The 23,396-nt window shown below is 71.4% G+C and carries 24 protein-coding genes; 9 read left to right on the top strand and 15 right to left on the bottom strand.

The features are described 5' to 3' along the window. Nucleotide 1 precedes the first annotated feature (1 nt). Entirely contained in the window at nucleotides 2–553 is a 552-nt protein-coding gene (locus KF837_03415) for a hypothetical protein (protein ID MBX3226328.1), read from the bottom strand. Between the two features lie 37 nt (nucleotides 554–590). Here KF837_03415 and KF837_03410 point away from each other — a divergent pair, with 37 nt between their 5' ends. From KF837_03410 to KF837_03400, 3 genes are read left to right on the top strand one after another with little or no spacing between them, the layout of a single operon-like run. Further along, complete coding sequence (locus KF837_03410; GenBank protein MBX3226327.1) at nucleotides 591–2,105, top strand: serine/threonine protein kinase; 1,515 nt, start codon at nucleotides 591–593, stop codon at nucleotides 2,103–2,105. Next, a complete protein-coding gene (locus tag KF837_03405; GenBank protein ID MBX3226326.1) occupies nucleotides 2,102–2,953 on the top strand; it encodes a hypothetical protein in 852 nt (283 codons plus the stop codon). The genes KF837_03410 and KF837_03405 overlap by 4 nt, the downstream gene beginning before the upstream one ends. A gap of 55 nt (nucleotides 2,954–3,008) precedes the next feature. Further along, on the top strand, nucleotides 3,009–3,551 hold the full coding sequence (locus KF837_03400; GenBank protein MBX3226325.1) for a hypothetical protein: 543 nt from the start codon (nucleotides 3,009–3,011) through the stop codon (nucleotides 3,549–3,551). 27 nt (nucleotides 3,552–3,578) lie between these two features. Here the strand turns inward: KF837_03400 and KF837_03395 are convergent, their stop codons facing one another. From KF837_03395 to KF837_03350, 10 genes are all read right to left on the bottom strand, one after another. Further along, a complete protein-coding gene (locus KF837_03395; protein ID MBX3226324.1) occupies nucleotides 3,579–4,169 on the bottom strand; it encodes an ABC transporter ATP-binding protein in 591 nt (196 codons plus the stop codon). Beyond that, nucleotides 4,166–5,314: a hypothetical protein gene (locus KF837_03390; GenBank protein ID MBX3226323.1), complete on the bottom strand. Its 1,149-nt coding sequence runs from the start codon at nucleotides 5,312–5,314 to the stop codon at nucleotides 4,166–4,168. Before KF837_03390 ends, KF837_03395 begins: the two co-directional genes overlap by 4 nt. Before the next feature lie 162 nt (nucleotides 5,315–5,476). After that, entirely contained in the window at nucleotides 5,477–7,753 is a 2,277-nt protein-coding gene (locus KF837_03385) for a DUF4388 domain-containing protein (protein ID MBX3226322.1), read from the bottom strand. Between the two features lie 46 nt (nucleotides 7,754–7,799). After that, the gene (gene udk, locus KF837_03380; GenBank protein ID MBX3226321.1) at nucleotides 7,800–8,453 is read right to left on the bottom strand and encodes a uridine kinase; all 654 of its coding nucleotides are present in this window, start codon (nucleotides 8,451–8,453) and stop codon (nucleotides 7,800–7,802) included. Next, complete coding sequence (locus KF837_03375; GenBank protein MBX3226320.1) at nucleotides 8,438–9,154, bottom strand: hypothetical protein; 717 nt, start codon at nucleotides 9,152–9,154, stop codon at nucleotides 8,438–8,440. Before KF837_03375 ends, udk begins: the two co-directional genes overlap by 16 nt. Before the next feature lie 63 nt (nucleotides 9,155–9,217). Beyond that, nucleotides 9,218–10,096: a hypothetical protein gene (locus tag KF837_03370; protein MBX3226319.1), complete on the bottom strand. Its 879-nt coding sequence runs from the start codon at nucleotides 10,094–10,096 to the stop codon at nucleotides 9,218–9,220. 17 nt (nucleotides 10,097–10,113) lie between these two features. Beyond that, nucleotides 10,114–11,010, bottom strand: a complete 897-nt coding sequence (gene hemC / locus KF837_03365) for a hydroxymethylbilane synthase (protein MBX3226318.1) — start codon at nucleotides 11,008–11,010, stop codon at nucleotides 10,114–10,116. Nucleotides 11,011–11,278: 268 nt separating this feature from the next. Then, nucleotides 11,279–12,646, bottom strand: a complete 1,368-nt coding sequence (hemA, locus tag KF837_03360; protein ID MBX3226317.1) for a glutamyl-tRNA reductase — start codon at nucleotides 12,644–12,646, stop codon at nucleotides 11,279–11,281. Further along, a complete protein-coding gene (gene ccsA / locus KF837_03355) occupies nucleotides 12,643–13,476 on the bottom strand; it encodes a cytochrome c biogenesis protein CcsA (GenBank protein MBX3226316.1) in 834 nt (277 codons plus the stop codon). The genes hemA and ccsA overlap by 4 nt, the downstream gene beginning before the upstream one ends. Next, nucleotides 13,476–13,895 (bottom strand): hypothetical protein, encoded by a 420-nt coding sequence (locus KF837_03350; protein ID MBX3226315.1) that lies wholly within the window; start codon nucleotides 13,893–13,895, stop codon nucleotides 13,476–13,478. Before KF837_03350 ends, ccsA begins: the two co-directional genes overlap by 1 nt. On the opposite strand from KF837_03350, the gene KF837_03345 reads away from it, so the two are divergent. Both KF837_03345 and KF837_03340 read left to right on the top strand, forming a co-directional pair. Further along, nucleotides 13,894–14,538 carry a hypothetical protein gene (locus KF837_03345; GenBank protein MBX3226314.1) on the top strand — a complete coding sequence of 215 codons (645 nt, stop codon included), beginning with the start codon at nucleotides 13,894–13,896 and terminating at the stop codon, nucleotides 14,536–14,538. The genes KF837_03350 and KF837_03345 overlap by 2 nt on opposite strands. Next, complete coding sequence (locus tag KF837_03340; GenBank protein ID MBX3226313.1) at nucleotides 14,539–15,255, top strand: FAD-dependent oxidoreductase; 717 nt, start codon at nucleotides 14,539–14,541, stop codon at nucleotides 15,253–15,255. On the opposite strand, the gene KF837_03335 is transcribed toward KF837_03340, so the two are convergent. Then, the gene (locus KF837_03335; GenBank protein MBX3226312.1) at nucleotides 15,252–15,497 is read right to left on the bottom strand and encodes a hypothetical protein; all 246 of its coding nucleotides are present in this window, start codon (nucleotides 15,495–15,497) and stop codon (nucleotides 15,252–15,254) included. The genes KF837_03340 and KF837_03335 overlap by 4 nt on opposite strands. Here KF837_03335 and KF837_03330 point away from each other — a divergent pair. Beyond that, the gene (locus KF837_03330; protein ID MBX3226311.1) at nucleotides 15,496–15,990 is read left to right on the top strand and encodes a hypothetical protein; all 495 of its coding nucleotides are present in this window, start codon (nucleotides 15,496–15,498) and stop codon (nucleotides 15,988–15,990) included. The genes KF837_03335 and KF837_03330 overlap by 2 nt on opposite strands. A gap of 8 nt (nucleotides 15,991–15,998) precedes the next feature. On the opposite strand, the gene KF837_03325 is transcribed toward KF837_03330, so the two are convergent. Both KF837_03325 and ybgF read right to left on the bottom strand, forming a co-directional pair. Continuing rightward, complete coding sequence (locus tag KF837_03325; GenBank protein ID MBX3226310.1) at nucleotides 15,999–17,384, bottom strand: LysM peptidoglycan-binding domain-containing protein; 1,386 nt, start codon at nucleotides 17,382–17,384, stop codon at nucleotides 15,999–16,001. Further along, a complete protein-coding gene (gene ybgF / locus KF837_03320; protein MBX3226309.1) occupies nucleotides 17,381–18,154 on the bottom strand; it encodes a tol-pal system protein YbgF in 774 nt (257 codons plus the stop codon). The genes KF837_03325 and ybgF overlap by 4 nt, the downstream gene beginning before the upstream one ends. 94 nt (nucleotides 18,155–18,248) lie before the next feature. Between ybgF and pssA the strand changes: the two genes are divergently transcribed. Continuing rightward, nucleotides 18,249–19,073 (top strand): CDP-diacylglycerol--serine O-phosphatidyltransferase, encoded by an 825-nt coding sequence (gene pssA / locus KF837_03315; protein ID MBX3226308.1) that lies wholly within the window; start codon nucleotides 18,249–18,251, stop codon nucleotides 19,071–19,073. Here the strand turns inward: pssA and KF837_03310 are convergent. After that, entirely contained in the window at nucleotides 19,070–19,756 is a 687-nt protein-coding gene (locus KF837_03310) for a YceI family protein (GenBank protein ID MBX3226307.1), read from the bottom strand. The two genes, pssA and KF837_03310, sit on opposite strands and share 4 nt — an antisense overlap. A gap of 69 nt (nucleotides 19,757–19,825) precedes the next feature. On the opposite strand from KF837_03310, the gene KF837_03305 reads away from it, so the two are divergent. Both KF837_03305 and KF837_03300 read left to right on the top strand, forming a co-directional pair. Beyond that, a complete protein-coding gene (locus tag KF837_03305; protein ID MBX3226306.1) occupies nucleotides 19,826–21,655 on the top strand; it encodes a HEAT repeat domain-containing protein in 1,830 nt (609 codons plus the stop codon). Nucleotides 21,656–21,886: 231 nt separating this feature from the next. Continuing rightward, on the top strand, nucleotides 21,887–23,008 hold the full coding sequence (locus KF837_03300; protein ID MBX3226305.1) for a protein kinase: 1,122 nt from the start codon (nucleotides 21,887–21,889) through the stop codon (nucleotides 23,006–23,008). Nucleotides 23,009–23,396: the final 388 nt, after the last annotated feature.

The following is a 23,396-nucleotide window of genomic DNA, read 5'->3' as shown; positions in this document are numbered from 1 at the left end:
GCTACGGCAGGCACGAGGGCATGTCGTGGAGGCAGCTCTGCTCCGTCGTGCACGCCACGAAGTTGAGGCGGCCTCCGAACGAGAGGCCCGCCATCAGCACCGCGCACTCCTCCACCGAGCGCGTGGGGCACGTCTCGGCGAGCTGCTCGCACGCGCCGACCGCGATCGGATCGTCGCACGAGGTCGCGAGCGCTTCCCCCGCGCACGGACGGCAGCTGTCGCCGGCGGGGATGTGGCGCCGCAAGCACGCGATGGCGCGCCGCGCGATGCGCGTCTTCATCCGGCGGAGGTAGCGCTCGCAGGTGGCGCGATCGCACTGGCGCTCCGCGAGCCCGTCGATCCCGTCGCAGCTCGGGAGGAAGCCGTCGTCGTCCTGGCACGTTGCCTCGGCGTCACCGGCGTCCGGCGCCGCGGCGTCCTCGCCGGCCGGCCCGGCGTCGGGCGGCGGGGGCGGCGGGGGCGTCGGGTCGGACGAGCAGGCGAGGCCCGCGACGAGGGCCAGAAACGTGCCTCGTTTCAAGAGGATCCATCCCGTCTCGTTCACGCCGGCCACGGGCGGACGGTAGCACATGCGCTATCATCGGCTCCGGATGTCGTCCGCTCCGGAGAACATCACGGCGACGCTTCCACTCGCCGATCGCAGAGCGCTCGAGGCGGCGGGCCTCCGCGCGGGCGACGTCCTCGACGGCAAGTACCAGATCGAGCGCGTGCTGGGGCATGGCGGGATGGGCCTCGTGGTCGGTGCGCTGCACCTCATGCTCCGGCAGCCCGTCGCGGTGAAGCTGCTCCTCCCGACCGTGCTCGGCGACGCGACCGTGGTCGCGCGGTTCGAGCGCGAGGCGCGGGCGGCGGCGATGCTGCGGAGCGAGCACGTCGCGCGCGTCATCGACGTCGGCCGCGTCCCGAACGGCTCGCCGTACATGGTGATGGAGCTGCTCGACGGTCGCGACCTCGATCAGGTCATCGAGGACGGAGGACCGATCGCGCCCGACCTCGCGGTCGACTACGTCCTCCAGGCGTGCGAGGCGATCGCCGAGGCGCACGCGCTCGGGATCATCCATCGCGACCTCAAGCCTCACAACCTGTTCGTCGCGAACAAGGTCGACGGCTCGACGACGGTGAAGGTCCTCGACTTCGGGATCTCCAAGCTGCCCGACGAGCGCGAGGACCTCTCCCTCACGAAGACGCGCGACGTGATGGGCTCGCCGCTCTACATGGCGCCGGAGCAGCTCCGCAGCGCGCGCGAGGTCGACGTGCGCGCCGACGTCTGGGCGCTCGGCGCGATCCTCTATCGCCTCGTGACGGGGCGCACGCCGTTCGACGGGGAGACGATGGCGCAGCTCTGCGCGCGCGTGCTCGTCGACGACCCGGCGCCGGTGCGCCGCCTCAAGCCGGAGGTGCCCGAGGCGCTCGCGTCGATCATCGAGCGCTGCCTCGAGAAGGATCCGGACAAGCGCTACGCCGACGTCGCCGCGCTCGCGAAGGCGCTCGATCCGTTCACGACCTCGCAGCCGCTCCGCCCGGCCGATCGCGTGATCGCGATCTCCACCCGTCCGCCGCCGCCCTCTTCGTCCGCGCCCGCGCCGCCCTCGATCCCGGCGCCGCCGATCTCGATGCCGCCGGCGGCGGGTACGGTCCGCATCTCGCAGCATCCCGGCGCGTTCACCGGCAAGTCGCTGCCCGCGATCACGCAGGGCGAGCTCCATCCCTCGGTGCCGCCGAAGCGACGCGGCCGCGCCCTTGTGCTCGCGCTGCTCGCGGTGGGGCTCGCCGGCGGCGCGGCGTACGGGCTGCGCGGCAAGTGGCGACCGGCGATGACGCCGCCGGCGCCGGCGCAGACGAGCGAGCCGGCGCCCGACGTCTCGGCGTCGGCTTCGGCTTCGGCTTCGGTCTCGGTCGAGGCTCCCGCGCCGCCGCCTTCGGAGGTCCCCTCCGCCGAGCCGGTCGTGAGCGCGACGGCCTCGCACGCCGTAAAGCCGCCGATCAAGCGACCGCCGCCGGTGAAGCGACCGCCGGCTCCCGCGCCGGGCCCGGCCGCGCCGGCGCCCGCGCCCGCGCCCGCTCCCGCTCCTGCCAACGACGACGCGCCGGACCTGCGAAAGTGATCGACGCGCTCCTCGGAGAAGACGCGGCGCGCCGCAAGACCGCCCTCGACGCGTGCGAGGCGCTGGCCGATCACGAGCGGTTCACGCTCGCGAACGAGATCGCGGTGATCGCGCGGCGCACGGCGGACGCGCTCGCGCACGCGGACGAGCATCGCGGCCCCACCACCGCGCACGCGGCGGTGCTCGGGCGCGCGGCGCTGACGCTCTCGATGCTGCGCGGCGAGGTCGCGCGGAGCACGTTGATCCGCATCGCGGAGGAGCGCTCGTACGCGGTGAAGTCCGCGCTCGCGCGGGCGCTGCGCGAGACGAAGACGGCGGAGGGCCGGAGCGTGCTCGTCTATCTCCTCTCCGACGACGACGCGCAGGCGGACGCGATCGTCGCGATCGGCGCGGCGCCGTGGCCGGAGATCCTCCCGTCGCTGATCGAGGTCGCGGAGGCCGACGATCGCGCCGCGCGCCTCGCCGCGCGCCCGATCGCGCGTTGCGGCGCGACGGCGGGGGCAGCGGAGGCGAACGCGGCGGCGAGCTTCCTCTTCGAGCAGCTCGACGACGACGCGGTCGTGATCGCGGCCGCGGACGCGCTCGTCCGCTACGGCGCCGCGTTCCCCGGCGTGGAGGAGCAGGCGCGGCGCCTCGTGAAGGAGGACAACCCGAAGCGCATGGCGGGCCTCTGCTTGCTCGCCGCGACGACGGCGATGGACGCCGCGACGCTGCGCGCGCTCGCGGGCCCGAAGCGGGAGACGGACGAGCGTCTCGCGCACTCCTTCCTCCGCCCGCTCCGCGCCGACGGCGGCCCGAAGGCGCGCGAGGCGGCGGAGCGCACGTGGCGCGCCTTGAAGATGGCCTGATCGCGCGGGCGCCGCGATTTGGGCCCGGCCGACCCGGGCCGGTATACTCCCGCACATGGGCCGTCTTTTCTTGTGCGGGGTTGTCACGGTCATCGGGCTCGCCGCGTGCGGGGGCAAGAAGGAGGAGGCGAAGGACCCGAGCGACGAGAAGTCGTCGGTGGGCGACGAGACACCGAAATGGGACAGCTCGTCGTCGACGGTGGCGCAGCAGGCGGAGGACAAGAACCGCCCGCCCCGACCGGCCGGCGGCATCGCGCCGAACGAGCAGCCCTCGCGGCGCACGGATCAGTACGACAAGGAAGGCACCGAGGTCGCGCTCAAGCGCGCGGCGCGTCAGGTGAAGGACAACTGCGGCCAGGCGAAGGACGAGAACGGCAAGGCGGTCGGCCCTTGGGGCAACGTCACGATCCAGGTCATGCTCGGTTCGAACGGCCGCTCGAAGGGCGTCACCGTCCCACAACCGTACGCGGGCAAGCCAGTCGGCACGTGCATCGAGCGATCGTTCACGGGCCTCCAGTTCCCGCCGTGGGCCGGCAGCGACACGCAGGTCGACTGGGAGGTCGAGCTGGTAGAGCCCGGCAAGGAAGGGAAGAAGTAGCGAGCGCGCGCGCGGCGCGAGCGCGCGTCAGCCGAGCTCGACGATGCGCGTCGCGACGCGGTCGGCGAGCTCGCGATCGTGGGTCGCGACGAGCGCGGTCGCGGCGGCGATGCGCGCGAGCACGTCGTCGCGGGTCGTCGCGTCGAGCGCGTTGGTCGGTTCGTCGAGGACGAGGAGCTCGGGCGCGCCGAGCCACGCCGTCGCGAGCGCGACGCGCTGCTTCTGACCGAGCGAGAGCGCGGTCGTCTTGCGGCGGCGAAGCTCGTCGACGCCGAACGGAGCCACCCCGGCGCGAACGCCTTTGAGCGCCGCGACGGCATCGAGCCACTCACCGACGGAGAGGTGCTCCGGCAGGTCCGGCTTCTCCGGCGCGAAGCCGATCGCGACGTCCGGCGCGAGCTGCACCGTGCCTGCGTCCGCGTCGAGCACGCCCGCGACGACGTGAAGCAGCGTCGACTTCCCGCAGCCGTTCGCCCCGACGAGCACGACCCGTTCGCCGCGAGCGACGGTGAGGTCCATGCCGCGAAGGACCATCCGCCCGCCGAGCGCCTTGCGAACGCCGCGAACGGAGACGAGCGGCGTGTTCGTGTCCGTGTTCGCGCTCATGCTCGTGCTCATGCGATCACCATCGCGGCGACGGCGGCGGCGATCGCGATCGCGGCGACGCCGACCGCGAACGACGACGTATGGCGTCGGCCCCACGCGCCGACGACGCTGCTCAGCACGATCGCCCACGCGCCGAGCGCGCCGCCGAGCGCGAGGCACGGCGCGGGGGAGACGAGGCCGGCCGCGACGCCGGCGGTCGCGGCGAACGCGGAGGTGGGAGTCGCGAGGGCGGCGAAGAAGGAGGCGACGATCATCCATCGCCGCACGCGGAGAGAGCGGAGCCACGGCATGAGGCGGCGCTCGAGATCGAGGAGCGGCGCGACGAAGAGCGAGGCGGCGAGCACGAGCGGCACCGCCATGATCGCGAGCGCGCGCCCGACCGGTCGCGGCGTCGGGTCGGAGCGCAGCGTGAGGAGCCCCGAGGCGCCGAGGCTCGCGATCATCGTCGCGAGCAGCCCCCGAAACCGCTCCGCCCGCACGAGCCGCAGGAGATGAACCACGACGAGCACACCGGCGCGCGGCAGCGCCATCCCCGCGGCCCCCTCCGCGCTCCTCTCCGCCGCCACCCTCCACGCACGCCCCATCCCGCTCGCCGCAAGCAACGCCCCGACCAACGGCGAAAACCCCGCCCCCACGAACGCCGCGAGCGACGACCCCGCGAGCGGACCCAGCAGCGCGGAGGTTGCGGCGGCGACGAGGATGCCGCCGGTCGCGAGCTCGCGCCGTCGTGTCAGCGCGAAGATGCTCGCGGCGAGCGCGATCGCGTGGGTGACGGCGGCGAAGGCGGCGCCGGGCCCCGCGCCGCGCAGCCACAGCACCGCCCACGGCGCTTGCACGACGCTCGCGAGCACGAGCAACGCGGCGACGACGTGCCCGCGCCGCGCGCGCGCGACGCGAAGGACGCTCATCCCGGGCGCCGTGAGCGCGGCGTTCGCGGCGTGCGCGGAGAGCGCGAGCCACCCGGCCCAGACGACGGCACGAAGCGGCCACGACGCCGCCATCGAGCGCACGAGATCGCGCGCGCTCAACCCCTGCGGCGAGAACACGATCGCAGCGGGCAACAGGATCGCCGCGATCGTCGCCCCGGCGCGCACGAGCACCGGCCGCCTCGCGACGACGAACGCGACCCGAAACACCCGGCGGAGGGGGATCGCCACGCGAGCCCAAACCGCGAAGCAACCCGCGATATTCCGCCTACCCCCGAGGCGAAGTCACGCAGGAGCGAAGCCATCGTTCGAGCGTCTCTTGCGACGAGGACCTCACGCGCGAGCCACAGCGTGCGCCGAGCGGAGCAGCGTGCGCCGATCGTCGCGCGGCGCTCAGATCCCCTCGTCCATCCGCCGCATGCCCTCGAGCAGGAGCGCCTCGGCGCTCTCGGCGACGAGGCGCTTCGGAGGGACGAAGCTCGGATCGAGCGAGAAGTCGCCGTCGGTGAAGCGGACCATCGCGTAGAACGCGTCGGCGCCGGAGAGGGTGCCCAGCACCGCGTTCGCGATCGCGCCCTCGAGGAAGTGGATCTCGCCCGCCTTGCCGCCGGTGCCGTTGACGGTGAGCTTGCCCGTCTTTCGGCCGTGGAAGAGGACCTGCACGATGTCGGGGAGGCCCATCTCGCGCAGCGAGCCCGAGACGCCCTTCGCCGCCGGCGCGCCGTTCTTGCCCGCCGTCTTCGACTTCTGCTCGAGCATCGCCTTGATCTTCGCGACGAGCACGTCCGCCTGGACCGGCTTCGCCACGAAGTCCATCGCGCCGAGGTCGAACGCGCGCTGCGCCTCTTCGCGCCCCTGCTTGCTCGTGTGGATGACCCACGCGAGGTCCTTCCCCCACGAGAACTTGCGCGCCTCGGCGAGGAACGTGAGGCCGTCGGTGTCGGGGAGCTCGACCTCGCTCACGACGAGATCGAACTCCACTCCCTCCATCGCGAAGAAGCGCCGCGCGGCCTCGGCGGAGCGCGCGATCTTCACGTCGAAGCCCTGCTCCACCATCCGGAGCTCGAGGACGGTCGACTCCTCGGGATCGTTGTCGATGATGAGCGCGCGATGACGGTTCGCGAGGAGCTTCGCCTTCATGTCCTCGCCGAGGACGAGCGCCTTGAAGAGGTCCAGGATCGCCGCGTCGAAGATCGTGCCCGAGTGTTTCCCGAGCACGTCCATCGCCTCCTGCGGCGAGAGCACCTTGCGGAACGGGTTGCGCGGGTTCTGCGTGAGGTCCGCGTACGTGTCCGCGACGGCGAGGAGGCGCGCGCCGAGCGGGATCTCCTTGCCGACCAGCTTGTCGGGGAAGCCCTTGCCGTCGAAGCGCTCGTACATGTGGAAGACGGTGTTCTTGACGAGCGGCGGGAGGCGCACCGCCTCGAGCAAGCGGAGCGGCGTGTCGTACGCCTTCTGCGCCGCCTGCCGATGCCCCTCGTACTCGCTGCAGTTGTACGAGGTGAGGTGGAACTGCCCCATCTTGCCGATGTCGTGGATGTGCCCCGCGACGACGACCGCGAACGTGTCGTTCTTGTCGAGGTTCATGCGCTCGGCGACGCGCTTGAGGAGGCGCGCGACCTGCGAGGAGTGACCGCGCAGCTCCTGCCGCGCGTTCTCGAGGAGGCTCACCATCACCGCGAGCAGCTCCACCATCGTGTCGTTGTGGAACGGGTGCTGGCCCGCGCTGTCGATCGTGTTGCCGGTCGGCTGCGGCTGCGGGCGCTGCATGTGGAGCGCGGACGGCTCCTGCGGCGGCGGCAGATCGTCGAGCTGCGCGATCGATGGCATGCGCGAGCGCACCGGCATCGGACGCTCGAAGTCCTCACGCGGCTGCTGCTGGATCGTCTGCCGCCGCGGCGTGGGTTGCGGCGGCATGTCGAAGTCCGGCTCGCTCCGCATGCGCGCGCGCGGCGCCGCCGAGCCCATGAACTCGGCCGCCTCGGCGTCGAGGTCGGGGCTCGAGCGACGCGCCGGCGCGGCGGCGGGGATCCCGCGCTCGGAGCCGTAACCGGAGCCGTACGCGGCCGGGTTGTTCGCGAGGTCGTCGTCGATGCTCGAGCGATCGCGCTTCAGCGAGTCCTTCGCCGCGGTGACGCGCCCGTCGGCGTGGACCTGCTGCCCGAAGTCGTACGCCGAGGCGCGCTCGAAGCGTTCGAACGCCCGAACGTTCCCCGCGTGATGCTTCTGGATCGCGGCGTGGATCGCGGCCGGTCGCGCGACGAAGGCCTTCACGTCGCGCGCGCCGGAGACGAGCTTCACCTCGCGGAGCATGTCCCCGTTGTCGGGATCGGGCGTGACGACGCTGAGGACGTTCGCGGCGCGATCGAAGACGACGGGGAACACGCCGAGCGTCTCGGCGACGCGGCGCGGGATCATCTGCACGGTGGCGCGCGGGATGTCGGCCTTGGAGAGCTTCTCCGCCGAGACGAAGTTCGTGCGGTAGATCGCCGCGAGCGCCTTCAGGAGGTCGGGCTCGGTGATGACCTCGTTGTCGATGAGCACGTCCTCCGCGCGCTCGCTCGTGGCGTGGAGCAAAGAGATGGCCCGCTCGTACTGCGTGCGCGAAAGGACGTTCGCACGGAACAGCAGATCGACGGCCTTCGTCTTGTTGGACGTCTGCGCGCTCACGTCGGGCTTACCAGCCGACAAGTCTACCCAGGTTTTGGGTTATTCGTCAGCCCTCGCTCGCGCGTTGACGCACGAAGCTGAGGAGAAAATCGAGGGCGACCTGGTTCTGGCCGCCTTCCGGGATGACGATGTCGGCGAAGCGCTTCGACGGCTCGACGAAGGCGAGGTGCATCGGCCTCACCGTCTCGTAATACTGCTTCCGGACCTGCGCGAAGGTGCGACCGCGTTGCTCGAGATCGCGCCGGATGCGGCGCATGACGCGGATATCCGGATCCGTATCGACGAACAGCTTCACGTGGAAACGCGACCGGAGCCGCTCGTCCGCGAGGACGAGGATCCCCTCGACCACGATGATCGGCGCCGGCTCGATGCGGACGCCCTCCTTGAGCCGGTCGTGGATCGTAAAATCGTAGGTCGGCCGGAGGATCGGCTGGCCGGTCCGGAGCTGGTCGAGGTGCGTGGTGAGGAGGTCGAGCTCGAGCGCCTCCGGGTGGTCGTAGTTGACCGCCGCGCGATCGCTCTCCGAGAGGTGCGCCTGCGAGCGGTAGTAGTGGTCCTGCTGCAAGAGGACGCCGCGACCGGCCGGCAGCGCCGCGAGCACGGCCCGCGAGATGGTGCTCTTCCCGGAGCCGGAGCCGCCCGCGATCCCGATGACGAGGGGCGCGCGGGCCGAAGCTGGTGGCGTCACTTGAGGAGCCACGCGAGCGGGCGCCGATACGTGCTGATCATCCGGTCGCTCGGGACCTCGTGACCGAGGCCGGGGACGAGCTTGACCTTGTTCGGGACCTTGAGCTTCTTGAGCGTCGCGCCGACCTTCACCGTGTTCTTGGCGACGCCGTCGTTCTCGCCGGTGAGGAGGTAGACGCGCTGGACCTTGCGCTTCTCCTCGTCGAGGGCCTCGCGCACGTCGCCCCAGTACGCCTCGGACGCGCCGAGGATGAGCCAGCGCGACCACGTCTTCTGGTCGTTGAGCCCGACGTTCATCGCCGCCCACGCGCCCTCGCTGAAGCCGATGAGGACGTTGCCGCGGAGCTGGACCTTCGACTTGTACTTCGCGCGGAGCGACTTCAGCGTCGCGTTCACCACCTGCTGCGCGCTGCCACTTGCCCACGAGCGGCCGGCCTCCGTCGTGGGGGCGGACGGGCACACGACCCACCCGAACTCCGAGGCGACGCGGGCCCACTTGCGGCAGTCCTCGGCCGGGTTCCCGCCGCGGCCGTGGAGGTACATGACGACCGGCTGCAGGCCCTTCGCGCGCGGCTTGTAGAAGTACGCGTCCGACGCGCCCGGCACCTCGAGGCGCTGCGGCTCCCCGATCGACGCCTTCTTGGCGAGGGCGACGCGGGGGAAAAGCGCAATGAAAGCGCCCGCAAAGAGTGCGATCAGGAGGATCCGCTTCATCGGGCGCCGGAGCCTAATCCATCCCCGCCGTGAGGCAACCCCTTCCCGTCATCAGGCCCGCCATCAGGGCGGGAGCGCCACGACGAGCTCGTCGAGCTGGACCGTCGCGATCTCGTACGTGGAGGACGTCGGAGCGGGGCCCGCGAGATACGAGCCGAGGCGCACGGCCATCGGATGCGGGCCGAGCGGTTCGAGGTAGCCGTCCAGACCGCGCGGGACCTTGTCGATGAAGAGGTGGTGCCGGCCGTCGGCGAACGCGGTGAACGTCACCTCGTGCCAGCTCCCGTCGATGAGGAACGCGGCGCTCTGCGTGCCCTTGCCCGCGACGTCGACCCAGACGATGAGCTGATACCCCTGCGTGCCGTCGCTGATGTTGAGGTGGAAGCCGTTGCCGCCGCCGACGTCGACACGAGCGAAGTCCGCGCCGTTCTTGATCGTCGCGATCCGGAAGCGGAACGAGACGTCCACCTGGCGCGGGGTCGTCACCTTCTCGAGCGCGCACTCGATCGAGGCGCCGGCGCCGCGCGTGCCGGCGTCGACGCCGGCGAGGTTCGGGAGCACCTCGAGCGCGGTGGGCGACGTCGACCCCTCCACCCAGCGCGTCGTCCCGTAGTGCGTCGGCGGGAACGTGCACCCTGTCGGCGGCGCGATCCGCTCTTCGAAGTCGACGCACAGCGCGGCGGACTTGCCGGTGCAGAACGTCGGGTCCGCGGCGGCCTCCGCCACGTCGATGCCCGCGTCGCTCGCGTCGCTCGCGTCGCTCACGTCGCTCTCGGCATCGGCCTCCGCCCCGCCGTCGGGATCGGGCGCCTCCTCGACGTCGGCGGCGACGTCGGAGCCGCCGTCCGCGCCGGGCGCCTCGTCCTCCGCGTACTCGTCAGCGCACGACGCGGCCGCGAGCAAGAACACCGCGCTCCCACCCAGGACGTACCAACGCAGCACCGGACGACGATAGCAGATCACGCCCCGATCAGCTCGCGCCCGAGCCGATCGCCGAAAGCGGCCGCGTCCGCGTCGGTCGCCGGCCACGCGCCGGTCTCTTCCCGCTTCGTCGTCGTGCCGTCGGGGGCGACGACGAAGGCGCGGAGGCGCATCACGCCGTCGATCTTCTCCGCGAAGGCGCCGAGCGGCGTCTTGCAGTCGGCGCCGAGCGCGATGAGGACGCCGCGCTCCGCGTGGACGCAGCGGCTCGTCGTCTCGTCGGCGAGGACGGCGAGCCGCGCGTTCGTGTCCGCGTCGTCGACGCGCGACTCGATCCCGAGCGCGCCCTGCCCCACCGCGGGGAGGCTCACGTCGGGCGAGAGCACCTCCGTCGCGCGCGCCTCGAGCCCGAGGCGAACGAGCCCCGCGCGCGCGAGGACGATCGCGTCGAACTGCCCCTCGTCGACCTTGCGGAGCCGCGTATCGACGTTCCCGCGAATGGACTCGATGACGAGATCGGCCCGCACCGCGCGGAGCGCAGCCGCGCGCCGGAGCGAGCTCGTCCCGACCTTCGCGCCCTTCGGCAGCGCCGCGAGCGTCCCATGTTTCGGCGCGACGAGGACGTCACGCGGATCCTCCCGCCGCGGGATGCACGCGATCGCGAGCCCGGGCGGCAACTCTGCCGGCACGTCCTTGATCGAGTGGACCGCGATCTGCGCGCGCCCTTCGAGGAGCGCCTCTTCGATCTCCTTCACGAAGAGCCCCTTGCCCCCGACCTCGGAGAGCGGCCGGTCCTGGATCCTGTCCCCGGTCGTGACGACCTGCTCCTCCACCAGCTCGAGCTCCGGATGCGCCTCCTTGAGACGAGCGACGAAGGCACGACACTGCGCGAGCGCGAGCGCAGAGCGACGCGTGGCATAAACGAGACGCGGCATTGCCCCGCGACCTTACCCGCCTCTGCCCTCTCGTTCTCGTCCATTTTGACGTTGCACGACCGTCATCTCCACCGGCGAGCTCTTCGCATGCGGCGCTGCCACCGCCCTCTGACCGGCAAGGTTCGGCCGCCACCCCACGCCCACCCCACCCCCACCGCGTGGCCACACACCTATCGATGCATCACGCGCCACACGTACACGGACGCGCAGCGATCATCGCGGTGACGGCTTCACCGTCGACCCACTGCGGGTCGCTGCGAGAGCCGCCTCAGTGAGGAAGGCGCTTCTCGCTCTCGTCGGCGGAGGGGGGCAGGCTCGGGGTCGACGGCTCCGGCGCAGGCGCGGAGGGGAGGTCGAAGAGGTGCTGCGCGGCGCGGACGAGGTCGTTGCCGTCGCTCACGCCCGCGGCGGCCTTGAGGCGGGTCGTCGGGGCGTGGAGGAGCTTGTTCGTCGCGCTCTCGATCATCTGCGTGAGCGCCTGGCGGTCGCCCTCCGGGAGGTGCTTCAGGCGCGTGCCGAGCGTGCGTTCGAGCTCGGCGACGAGGACGCCCTTCGTCTTGGCGCGGAGCGCGACGATGGTGGGGTTCACGTTGAGGCCGCGCGCCCACTGCGACCACGCGGTGAGCTCGACGTCGACGATCTTCTCCGCCGCCGCGACCTCCTTCTGCCGCGACTTCATGTTCTCGGCGACCTCGTGCTCGAGGTCGTCGACGTTGTAGACGTACACGTTGTCGAGGCCGTGGACCGCGGGCTCGACGTTGCGCGGCACCGCGATGTCGACGAAGAAGAGCGTGCGGCCCTTCCGCTGCTTCATCACGCGCTTCACGAGGTCCTTCGTCACGACGAAGTTCTTGCTCGACGTGGACGCGACGACGACGTCGGAGAGCACCAGCTCCGCCTCGAGCTGCTCGATCGGCGCCGCGGTCGCGTTGAAGTGCGACGCGAGGTTCGCCGCGCGATCGAAGCTGCGGTTGCAGATGCGGATCGCCCGCGCCTGCTGGCCGAGGCTCTTCGCCGCTTGCTCCGCCATCTCCCCCGCCCCGACGAGGAGCACGGTGTGATCGGCGAGCTCGCCGAAGATGCGCTTCGCGAGATCGACCGCGACGCTCGAGATGCTCACCGTCCCGGCGCCGAGCTGCGTCTCGGTGCGGATCCGCTTCGCGACGGTGAACGAGCGGCTCACGCACCGCGCGAGGTGGCTCCGGAGCGCGCCGGCCGCGATCGCGGCGTCGTACGCGTCCTTCACCTGGCCGAGGATCTGCGGCTCGCCGAGGACCATCGAGTCGAGGCTCGACGCGACGCGGAACACGTGCCGCACCGCCTCCTCGCCGCTCCGCTCGTAGAGGTACTCGCGGAGCTCCTCGACCGTCGCCGCGCCGATGTGCTCGCGCAGCGCCTCACGCACCGCGTGCGACGCGGCCTGGACCGCCTCCTCCTGCGTCGCGTGCGCCGTCGGGAGCGCGAGGACCTCGACGCGGTTGCAGGTCGAGAGGAACATCGCCTCCTCGATCTCCACGCGGGAGGTGATGCGCGCGAGCACCTCCGGGAGCACCTCGCTCCCGCTCGCGAAGCGCTCGCGCACGTCGACGGGCGCCGTCTTGTGCGAGAGTCCGATGACGACGACGGGGAGGGTCACGGCAGATAGGCGGTGGGCTGCGCCGGCGCGGAGCGCAGGAGATAGACCATGAGGACGACGACGGCGAAGCCGAAGCCCGCGATCGTGCCGTACGCCGCGCGGCGCCCGCGCCAGCCCGCGGCCGCGCGGAGGAACAGCACCGCCGCGATGACGAGCCACGTCACGTAGCCGAACACCGCGCGGAGCACCTCGCTCTGCCCGCCCATCTCGACGCGGCGCGCCCAGAGCGTGCCGGTGACGATGCCGATCGTGAGGAGCGGGAAGCCGGCGAGGAGGAAGCGATGCTCCGCGCGGTCGAGCACGTCGAGCGCGGGCAGGCGGCGGAAGACGCCGTCGATCTGCTTCTTCTTCAGGAGGTGCTCCTGCACGAGGTAGAGCGTGGCGGCCGACGACGCGAGGGTGAAGAGCGCGACCCCGAAGAGGTTCGTCGCGACGTGGAACGGCAGCATCGCCTCCTTTATCCGCGCGGTCGGCTCCGCGCCGCCGCCGACGAAGTGCGACGCGAGGAGCGACGTCAGCGCGAGCGGCGCGACGAACGCGCCCGCGACCTCGAGCTTGTACCGCCTCCGCACGACGATGTACGCGACGCACATCGCCATCGCCCCCACGCTCATCGGGAAGTGGATCCCCTCGACCGGGCAGACGCGGAGGTAGAGCGAAGCGACGCAGATGTGCGCCGCGTGGAGCGCCGCGCCGGCGCCGATGAGGCGCGGGCCGAGCACGCCGACGTCGCCTTTGCCCTGCGCGAGGAAGCGGAGGAAGATCGCCGACGCGACGACGTAGAACGCCGCCGTCAGGTAGAACAAGACGTCGGCGACGGGCTCCGTGATCACAATAGCCCGTCCGCGAAGCGCTTCAGCATCTCCTCGTCGCTCTCGGGGAGCTTGCCGGCGTCGGTCTTGCCGCGGCGCGCGCGCATGCGCTCGCCCGAGTCGAGGTGGACCGCGAACGCGGTCTTCGGCGCGCCGGCCCACCCCGGCACGACGTCGTACGCGTTGTCGCCGATGATCATCGAGCCCTCGAGGATCTCGGCCTTCAACGCGACGAGGTCCGTCATCGGCTTCACCTTGCCGACGAGGCCGTGCGGGTCCTCCGCGCCGGTCACCTCCCGGTCGACCCTCACGACCTCGACGATGTCGTAGCGCCGCCCCTCCGCGACGATGACGAGCTCGGTCGGTGTGACTTCGATCTTGCCTTCGACTCCCCACTGATCGAGTAGAGCTTGAGGGAAGAAGACCCGGTTTTGCATGGCCAGACAGACGGAGGGTACCACGCCCGCGCAGATCGCCGCAGCGTACGAGGCGATCGTCGGGCTCGGAGACAGGGGCGACCTGGGGGCCGCCGCGGCCGAGATGCGGGCCGAGTTCCAGCGTCGCACCGGCGCCTACGGCCCGGACGACGCGTGGTTCGAGAACCGCTCGCGGGCCTTCTGGGACGACGCGCTCACGACGCAGGGCTTCGCCGTCCGCGCCGCGGAGGAGCTCGGGGACGCGGAGCAGGCCATCGCGCGCTGCTTCGCGCGGGCGCACCGCGGCTTCTTCCTCGTGGAGGAGGTGGACGAGCGGCGCGCGCACCTCGTCGACGCCTGGTCGGGCGCCGAGCTCATGGTCCGCGTCATCGACGAGACCCAGGCGCTCACGCTCGAGCACGCCGAGGGCCCGATGGACGCGCGCGTCACCTCCGCGCCGGGGACGAGCGATCTCTTCGTCCTCCCCGGCGCCTACCATCACCCCGCCGACGCGCTCGAGCACGCGATCGACGTCCTCATCGAAGCGAAGACGCGGGCCTACACGACGAAAGACGCGCTCGACGCCCTCCTCCGCATGGAGCTCGTCCTTCGCAGCTCGTCGCGCGTGAAGGCGCCGTTCGCGTATCGGGTAGAGAATCTCTAGATGCCCCCGCCGCCGACGTTCGACCTCCGCCTCGCGACCTCACGGATGCTCACCGTGAACGTGCGCGAGCTCGACTTCGAGCGCGTCGACGGCGCGCCGTTCGAGTTCCAGGCGGGCCAGTGGATCTCCCTCGTGCTCCCCCTCCCCGACGGCGAGGGCCGCCGCGCCTACTCCATCGCGTCGCCGCCGAACGGCACGTCGCGCCTCTCGCTCGCGGTGACGAAGGTCGAAGGCGGCCCGGGCTCGACGTTCCTCCACGAGCTCTCGCCCGGCGCGATCGTGCGCGCGATCGGCCCGCAGGGTTTCTTCACGCGCGACCGCGGGCTCCCCTCGCTCTTCGTCGGCACCGGCACCGGCGTCACGCCGCTCCGGAGCATGATCCTCGACGCGGTCGCGAAGGGCGACGACGCGCCGATGACACTGCTCTTCGGCGTCCGCACGCCGGAGGACCGCCTCTACGCCGACGAGCTCGACGCCCTCGCCGCGTCGCGTCCGAGCTTCCAGGTCCACTACTCGCTCTCCCGCGCCGGCGACGACTGGACCGGCCGCCGCGGCTACGTGCAGACGCACGTCGAGGAGCTGTATCGCGCGCTCGGCGCGCCGAACGCGCACGTGTGGATCTGCGGCCTCGAGCGGATGGTCGGCGCGGTGCGGGACCTCTTGCGCAAGCAGATGGGTGTAGAGCGCAAGCAGGTCCACACCGAGCGCTACGACTAATCGCGGAGCTTGCCGAGGAAGGCCTCGACCTTCTGGATCGCCTCCTGGAGCTTCGCGCGCGACGCGTCGGTGATCTCCTTCGCCGCGGCCTCGGCGTTCACGACATGCGGGGCGATCTTGTCGTCCCACTCCTGCTTGGCGTCGAGCGACGCGAGGTGCAGCTTCACCTTCACTTCGTCGCGAAGTCCTGCGAGCTTCTCGATGTTCTTCTCGACGTCGGCCTTGATGGTCTCGGTGTTCATGACTCCCCGCGTTACAGGACTCGTGCCGCTGCTCCTCACGCTCGCGCTCACGTCGTGCGCGCGACGCCAGCAGTTCGAATCGTTGGCGCGCGACCTCGCGGAGCCGGTCAAGGCGCTCTGCAGCATCCAGCGCGGCGAGGGCGGCGGCTGCCACGGCGACTGCCTCGTCTGGTCCTCCGCCGAGGACGCGTTCACGTGGCACCTCGCGGCCGCAGCGATCGCGGAGCTCCCGAGCTACGACCTCGGCCCCGACGCCGCGCGCCGCTTCGCGGAGCTGCGAACGCGCGCAGCGGAGCTCGATCGCGCGCTCGGCCCGGAGTGCGCGACGCGCTTCGACCGCGGCGAGCCGATCGACCGAGCCGCCACCTGCGCCGCCCACCGCCGCAGCGCGAGCACGAAGCCCTTCTCCGAGGCGTTCGCCGCCCTCGTCGCGACCCCCGACCGCCCGATCGGGATCACGATCCCCGATCCCGACCGCTGCCCGCGCGAGTGACGCGCGCCTCAGTACCCCTTGCGCGCGTAGGCGCGTTCGCCGATCTCGACCTCGCGGCGCGAGAGCGTGACCAGCGTCATCGCCGTGTTCTTCTTCACGTTGATGACGCGGAGCTCGGCGATGACCTCCTCCGGGAGGGCGCCCTCGTTGCGCGGCTTCGTGATGCTCTCCATCGCGGCCGGGGACTCGTCCTCGAGCGCGATGCGCTGCGCGGCGGTGCGCGTCGGCTGCGTCGCGTGGAAGCCGTCGCCCTTGCGGATGATGAAGAGGCGGTTGCCGGGCCTGAGACCGGCTTCCTCACCTTTGTCGATGAACACGACCTGGTTCTGCCCGTAGAACGCGTGCGGGCGGACGCTCGTGAGCACCGTCGCCTCGACGTCCTTGTCGTTGCGCGCGGGCGGCACCACCTCGAAGCGACGCGAGATCGGCCCCACGCGCGCGCCGCGCTCGATCGTGTCGAGCGCCTCCGTGACGCGCGCCCGCGCGACGTGCTCGTTCGGGTTCCACTGGTCGACCTTCACCGTGCCCTGGATCTCGATCAGCTTGCCGCCGCCGACCGACTTGATCGGGCGATACACCGTGAGCTCCTGGCCGACCTTGATCTCGTGGTTGCCCGCGACGCGGATGTAGACCTCGTCGTAGTCGGTGAGGAACATCTTGTCCTCCCGCGCGCCGTTGATCTCGCCCCAGTCGTTCGAGTCGTCCTCGATGAAGCCCTCGTTCCGGAGGAACACCGTGTCGGGCGGGACCTGACGGCGGCGATCGAGGATCGTGCCGCGCGTCGGCGCCTGCGGGCTCGCCACGACCTCGTTGCCGGAGCGGAGCTTCACCTGATCGCCCGGGTAGATCCAGTGCGGGTTCTGGATCTGCGGATTGAACGACCAGATGCGCGGCCACTGGTACGGGTTGTGGAAGTAGTAGCCGCAGATCCCCCACAGCGTGTCGCCGCGATGGACGTTGTGGACGTTCGGGATGACGCCGGAGTAGCCCGCGCCCTGCGCGTTGCCGCCGCCGACGATGAACGAGCTGTTCTCGTTGCCGCGCACGGTGCCGCCGCCTCCGCCGCCGGCGCGGAAGTCGAAGCCGTCGCGCTCGTTGCCGGTGATCGGCTTCGACGACGAGAACTGCGCGTTGCCGCCGCCGAGCACGCCGCCGGGAGGAGGAGGCGCGACGCCGCCGGGGAAGAACGTGGTCGTGTTGCTCGACGACTGCGTCGTGGTCGTCGTCGTCGTCGTTCCGCCGCCCGGAGCGGCGGAGCCGCCGCCTCCCGGCGCGGCGCCTCCCGCCGGCGCGGCAGGCTGCTGCGCGAACGCGCTCCGTTCGTCGAGGACGAATGGGATCGCGAGACCGATCGCCAAGACGATCGTGGTTGTTTTGATGCGCCCGCTGTTCATCGCGTCTCCTTCGGGCCGGAGCCCCGATTCGTCTCGCCGGCCGGGATCTTCTTCGTCACGTCGCTGTGCGGGAAATCGCGCCGCAAGCGGTCCCAGTACTCCCGCGCGCGATCGCTCGCGCCGAGGCGGTCGTGGCACATGCCGAGCTTCAAGAGCGCGTCCGCGCCCTTCTTGCCGGCGCCGTAGCGGGTCACGACCGCCTCGAACTGCTCGGCCGCGCGGAGGTACTCGCCGCGCGCGTAGAGGCACTCGCCCTTCCAGTAGAGCGCGTTCTCGACGTACGGGTGGTCGGGCCACCGGCTCAGGAATGTCGAGAGGACGTCGAGCGCGCGGTCGAAGCTCTTCGCCTGAACGAGGTGGATGCCGTCCTCGTACATGCGCTTCGCCTCGGGATCGAAGGCGCGCGGCCCGTCGCTGCGAGGCGACTCCGTCGCGCGCCTCGCGGGCCGCACCGCTCCGCCCCCGCTGCCCTGCAGCTTGATCTCGGGGCGCGCGGTCGGATCGTCGGGGTCCGCGCTCGCGCCGTCGTCCGCGCCGTCGTCGAGCTGCACCGTGCGCGGCGGCGGCAGCGCCGGCGTCTTCGCGGCGGCCGGCCGGGCCGACGCGACGGGCGCGGGCTCTTCCATGAACGCGCGGTTCTCGCGGTCCTGCTCGACCTGGACCTTGCCGATCGTCTCCTTCATCTCGTGGAGCTGCCGGTCGGCCGCGGCCTCGTGAGCACAGCCGGCGATCGCCGCTCCGAGGAGAACGAACGAGAGAGCCCGAGGCATGGGTGAAAGCGTAGGCCCCCGCCCGGTCCGCGGGCCAATTTCACGTGATCGAGAGCTTTACGCTTCGCTCCTGCTAAGGCAGAGTTCGGTCTCGATGGGCGCCCCTGCGATCAAGAAGAAGAAGCTCGACCTCCGGAAGACGCTCTTCCTGCTCCCGAACCTCATCACGTTGACGAGCATTTTCTGCGGGTTCGACTCGATCCGGCTGTCCGCGTCCGCCCAGAGCGACGAGGACTACTACCTCGCCGCCCTCCTCGTCGTGTACGCGCTCTTCTTCGACATGCTCGACGGCCGCGTCGCGCGCCTCACGAAGACGCAGAGCGCGTTCGGCCTCCAGATCGACTCCCTCGCGGACGTCGTGTCGTTCGGCGTCGCCCCTTCCCTCCTCGTCTACAAGTGGTCGCTCGAGCGCCTCGGCACGGCGGGCATCGTCATCGCCTTCCTCTTCACCGCCGCGGGCGCGGTGCGCCTCGCGCGCTTCAACGTCCTCAGCATGGGCGAGAACGGCCAGCCGACGAAGCCGGGCAAGTACATCGTCGGGCTGCCGGTGCCGGGCGCGGCGGGCGTGCTCCTCTCGCTCGTCATCGCGAACCACGCGATCGGCGGCGACCTCGGGAGCGTGAAGTACCTCTACGCGATGGCGGGGCTCGTCGTCTTCCTCTCCTTCCTCATGGTCTCGACCGTGAAGTTCCGCTCGTTCAAGGACCTCAAGCTCAACGCGCGCTCGATCGGCCTCGTGATGTTCGCGGTCGTCTCGAGCGCGGCGGTCGCGCTGAAGACGAAGCCCGCGTTCGTGCTCGTGTGGCTCCTCGGCTGCTACGTCGTCATCGCCCTCGTCGAGACGATGATCATGGTCCCCCGCGGCATCGCCGAACGCCGCCGCGCCCGCGCCGACCGCACGAGCATCCCGCCGACCTAGCGCGCGGCGTCGTCCGGCGCGTCCTCCTCCGGCGCGGGCTCGGGCGGCGGAGGCGGCGGCTTCGAGGCCGGGACCGCGACGACGTCGAGGACGACGCGCACGTCATCCTTGAGGAAGGGCTCCGCCGGCGCGTAGCGGATGCCGAACGTCTTGCGCGAGATCACGAACGACGCGACGAAGTGGAACGTGTCGCCGTCCTGCGTGAGGAGGCCGGTGAAGCGGAGGCGCTTGCGCACGCCGTGGAGCTCGGTGACGCCCTCGACCAGGTGCTCGCCGCGGCGCTCGCCGGTCTTCTTCATCGTCGCTTCGAGGGTCGAGAGCGGGAACTTGTCGACCTCGAGGAGGCGCGCGCGCAGCGTCCGCGTCCCGCGCGGCGGATGGAGCGTCGCCGTCGCCATCTCGAGCTCGGCCGCGATCGACGGCACCGGCTCCGTCTTCACGCGCGCGCGCCAGCTCCCGAACGTGATCCTGTGATCGCCGCCCATGATGTCCTGGCTCCAGACCTCGAGCTTCGACCGCGCGACGTCGACGACGTACTCCTTCTCCGCCGGCGCCGCGTCGAGGAGCGACGCGCCGTTCGCCGCCGGCGGCGCGGCGGACACCGCCGCGCGCTGCGTGCTCCCGCCACACGCGGCGAGCGCGGCCGCGAGACCGACGAGGCCGAGGAGCGGGAGATGCCTCATCGTCCTCACGCTACCCGAGTCGCGGGCGCGCGGCTCGCCGTCGATTTCTGATCTAGACTCGAGGCGCGAATGCTCGACGACCTCTACCACCTGCGCGAACGCGCCCGCGCCTCGATGGCGCGCGGCGACCTCGACGACGCGGCGAACTCGCTCGTGTCGGCCGCGCAGCAGACCCACGTCGCCGAGCACGACTACGTCTCGATCCTGAAGCCGCTCGCGGAGGTCCTCACCCTCCGGAACGACCACCGCTCCGCCCTCACCGTGCATTGGTACATGGCCTTCTCCGAAGCCGACGGCTGGAAGCGCGCCACGCAGCACCTCCAGGGCGTGCCCTCCGTCGATCGCGCGCGCACCCTCGCCTCGACGAACGACATGGCGGGCGCGGCGCGCGAGATGGAGAACGCCGGCCTCGTCGCCGCGGCGGCGATCTACCGCGAGAAGGCGGACGACTGGCGCGGCGCGCGCGCGCTCTGGTCGCGCCTCGCGCAGGTCGTCGGCGGCGGCGCGGACGCGTACAACGCCGCGCTCGTGCAGTTCAACCTCGCGCGCTGCGCGAAGAAGTGCGGCGACGGCCGGCAAGCGCGCGAGGCGAACGTCGCCGCGGTGCGCCTCCTCGAAGAAGCGGCCGACTACTTCGAGAGCGTCGGCCAGCGCGAGCGCGCGTTCGACTGCTTCCAGGTCCTCGTCCAGATCGGGCGCGAGGGCGGGATGTTCGAGGACGTCCTCGAGGGCTTCGTGAACTGCATCCGCATCCTGCGCGAAGACCACCTCAAGTACTTCGCGCTCCAGTACTTCGAGGACGCGCTCAACGCGGCGAAGGAGCGCGGCGAGCTCTCCGCCGCCGCCACCCTCGCGCGCGAGGCCGCCGACTACGCGCGCGTCCTCGGCATGGCGAGCGCGTCCGCACATTACGTCGTCATGCAAGCGGACCTCTGGCGCGACGTCGCGCGCCAGCACCTCGAGCGCGGCGCGCCGCCGGAGATCGCGGAGAACGCGCTCCTCGCCGGCATCCTCGCGTTCGGCGAGGTCGGTCACTACGCGCGCGTCGGCATGCTCTACCAGGAGCTCGCGCAGATGGACCTCGAGGACGCGCGCCGCAAGCACTACGCGCGCGCGGCCAAGCGCTACGACGGCGTGCGCGACGAGGCGACCGACAGCGCGCCGCTCCCCTCCCACCTCCGGCAGGAGAACCACTTCCCCGACGTCTGGCACGTCGACCTCATCGAGTGGGAGCAGCAAGGCTCCGCCGCGGAGGCGTGCGCCGACGTGCTCCTCGATCGCCGCTGGCCCGATCTCATCCGTCGCAAGGCGATGCTCGCGCGCCTCACCGCGTTCGCGGTCGAGGGCCGCCCCGAGGACGCGAGCGGCCCCGCGACCAACGCGCGCGTGCGCCTCGCCGATCAGCTCGCGCAGCTGCAGCTCTACGCCGTGCTCTCCCCGCTCGAGAAGCTCTTCGAGCGCAACGAGCGCCCGGTGCGCGTCGCGGTCCTCGCCGCGATGCAGCAGCTCTTCTTCAAGCGCAGCTTCGTCACCGTGCGCGCCGGCCTCCGCGACTCCGACCCCGCGGTGGTGGAGCAAGCATCGAAGGCGGTCGAGTCGCTCTACTTCCAGCACGCGTTCGATCCCCTCTCGCGCATCGTGCGCGAGTCGCCGCAGCCGTCCGTCCGCGCGTCGGCGCTGCGAGCGCTCGCGCGCGTCGACACGATGGAGGCGGCCGAGTTCCTCCTCGGCGTGCTCGAGCACGGCGCCCCCGCCGACCGCAGCGCGACGCTCGAGGGCCTCAAGAAGTCCCGCGGCGCCCGCTTCATCGAGCTCGCCCGCAGCGCGATGCACACGACGACGCCAGAAGTTCAGAACGTCCTGCGCGACGTCCTCCGCTCCCGCGGCATCGCCGCCTGACACGCGCCTGGCCACACGCGCCTGGCCACACGCGCCTGACCATGGCGCCCGACCATGCTGTGTTCGCGCATGTAGGCCGGAGGCGCTGACGGATCCGCGCAGATCCAGACGTGTCGCCCGCGCGAGTCGCGTCACGGCGATCCGGGCGAATGGTCCCATCGGATTTTTCCAGCATGTTCACACTGCGGTAACGAGTCGATCCGCGGCGCGCTCGTTGCAACACCAGAGGACGTGCAGTGCCGCAAGCCCGCATCCGAGAACATCCTCACGCTGAGTGACGGCCGTACGGTCACGCTGCACGAGGTCCTCGGCGCGGGTCGTTACGGCATCGTGCACCGCGCGTTCATCGAGGGCGGCTGGGGGATCCGCCGCCCCGCCGCCGTGAAGCGGATGCAGCTCGCGCCCGACTTCGATCCGGCCGACGCGATGCGCGCGCTCGGCGCGATCGCCCGCCGTCTCGTCTGCATCCGGCACCCGTCGGTCATCCAGCTCTTCGAGCTGGACCGCACTGATCGCCTGCACGCCGACCCGCACATGCCGTTCATGGTCACGGAGATCGTGGAGGGCGAGTCGCTCCAGAGCCTCATCGCGAGCTGGCAAAAGAGCGGCGTCCGCGCGCCGGTGGACTTCGCGCTCGTCGTCGTCCTCCGCGCGGCCGAGGCGCTCGGCGCCGCGCTCTTCACCGAAGGCCCCGACGGCGCGCTCACCGGCCTGATCCACGGCGACCTCTCCCCGCGCCAGGTCCTGGTCTCGAGCCAGGGCGAGGTAAAGGTCGGCGATTTCGGGCAATTCATGCTCGGCGAGGGCCAGTCGCACGTCCGCCAGCGCGCCGCGCTCGGCTACGCGGCGCCCGAGGTCGTGTGGGGCAACACGCCCGACGCGCGCTCCGACGTGTTCTCCCTCGGCGCGATCCTCCGCGAGCTCCTCGTCGGCCCGCGTTTCCGCGAAGGGACCAGCACGCGCGACGCGATGCGGATGATCCGCGACGGCCAGTTCCACGCGAGCCTGCTCGAGCCCAACATCCCGCGCGCGATCCGCGACATCCTCGATCAAGCGCTCGACCCGAACCCCGCCGCCCGCTACGGCCACGCCCGCGCGTTCGCCTTCGATCTCCGCCGCGAGATGCTGAAGCTCAACCTCACCGACGCGCAAGTCTGCATCCGCCACGCGATCGTCGGCTGGTGCGAGGCTCCCGAGGCTCCCGAGGACACGAGCGAGCCCCCGAAGACGGAGCGCATGCCCGACCTCGAGCCCCCGCCGTCGCGCCAGCACAGCGACGTCGTCCCCCGCGGCACGGGCCTCGAGGATCAGGAAGAAGACCTCCCCGAGTTCATCTTCGGCAGCCTCCCCTGAGGACTTTTTCTCAACGTCGGGGGCTTCGCCCCCGACACCCCCACCCCAGACACGGCCCTCGCGCGAAGCGCGAGGGTCGCTTCGCGACCGCTTTCGCGGCCGCTTCTGGGGCCCCGGTCGTGGCCCCGCCCAGACACGGCCCCGCCCAGACACGGCCCCGGTCGTGGGCCCTCGCGCGGCCGCTTTCTGGGAGCCGTTCGTGCGACGCGCAGGTGGCGTGGGGTGCGGTATCCACGTGTTCTTTTCTTAGGCGTGCACGACGCTCCAGTCCGCTGCAACGCCTTCGGTATGCGGCGTCGCGAGGATCTGCCTTTCCGCTACGCATCGCGCCCCCTCACCGAGCCCACAACCCAACAACGACCAATCGCATCCTCGGTCCTGCAGGTCC

The sequence above is a fragment of the Labilithrix sp. genome (assembly GCA_019637155.1).
Classification (GTDB): Bacteria; Myxococcota_A; Polyangia; order Polyangiales; family Polyangiaceae; genus Labilithrix.
Note: the sequence above shows the minus strand (reverse complement) of the source record. Positions and strands in the feature narration are given on the sequence as shown.

Excerpts from the sequence above, each read along its gene's own strand:
- KF837_03395 (MBX3226324.1), bottom strand. The coding sequence starts at position 4,169 with ATGAGCACGAGCATGAGCGCGAACACGGACACGAACACGCCGCTCGTC.
- KF837_03310 (MBX3226307.1), bottom strand. The coding sequence starts at position 19,756 with ATGAGGCATCTCCCGCTCCTCGGCCTCGTCGGTCTCGCGGCCGCGCTC.
- KF837_03350 (MBX3226315.1), bottom strand. The coding sequence starts at position 13,895 with ATGCAAAACCGGGTCTTCTTCCCTCAAGCTCTACTCGATCAGTGGGGA.
- KF837_03345 (MBX3226314.1), top strand. The coding sequence starts at position 13,894 with ATGGCCAGACAGACGGAGGGTACCACGCCCGCGCAGATCGCCGCAGCG.
- ybgF (MBX3226309.1), bottom strand. The coding sequence starts at position 18,154 with ATGCCTCGGGCTCTCTCGTTCGTTCTCCTCGGAGCGGCGATCGCCGGC.
- KF837_03400 (MBX3226325.1), top strand. The coding sequence starts at position 3,009 with ATGGGCCGTCTTTTCTTGTGCGGGGTTGTCACGGTCATCGGGCTCGCC.
- KF837_03330 (MBX3226311.1), top strand. The coding sequence starts at position 15,496 with ATGACTCCCCGCGTTACAGGACTCGTGCCGCTGCTCCTCACGCTCGCG.
- hemC (MBX3226318.1), bottom strand. The coding sequence starts at position 11,010 with ATGCCGCGTCTCGTTTATGCCACGCGTCGCTCTGCGCTCGCGCTCGCG.
- KF837_03325 (MBX3226310.1), bottom strand. The coding sequence starts at position 17,384 with ATGAACAGCGGGCGCATCAAAACAACCACGATCGTCTTGGCGATCGGT.
- KF837_03410 (MBX3226327.1), top strand. The coding sequence starts at position 591 with ATGTCGTCCGCTCCGGAGAACATCACGGCGACGCTTCCACTCGCCGAT.
- pssA (MBX3226308.1), top strand. The coding sequence starts at position 18,249 with ATGGGCGCCCCTGCGATCAAGAAGAAGAAGCTCGACCTCCGGAAGACG.
- KF837_03340 (MBX3226313.1), top strand. The coding sequence starts at position 14,539 with ATGCCCCCGCCGCCGACGTTCGACCTCCGCCTCGCGACCTCACGGATG.
- KF837_03335 (MBX3226312.1), bottom strand. The coding sequence starts at position 15,497 with ATGAACACCGAGACCATCAAGGCCGACGTCGAGAAGAACATCGAGAAG.
- KF837_03375 (MBX3226320.1), bottom strand. The coding sequence starts at position 9,154 with ATGAAGCGGATCCTCCTGATCGCACTCTTTGCGGGCGCTTTCATTGCG.
- KF837_03305 (MBX3226306.1), top strand. The coding sequence starts at position 19,826 with ATGCTCGACGACCTCTACCACCTGCGCGAACGCGCCCGCGCCTCGATG.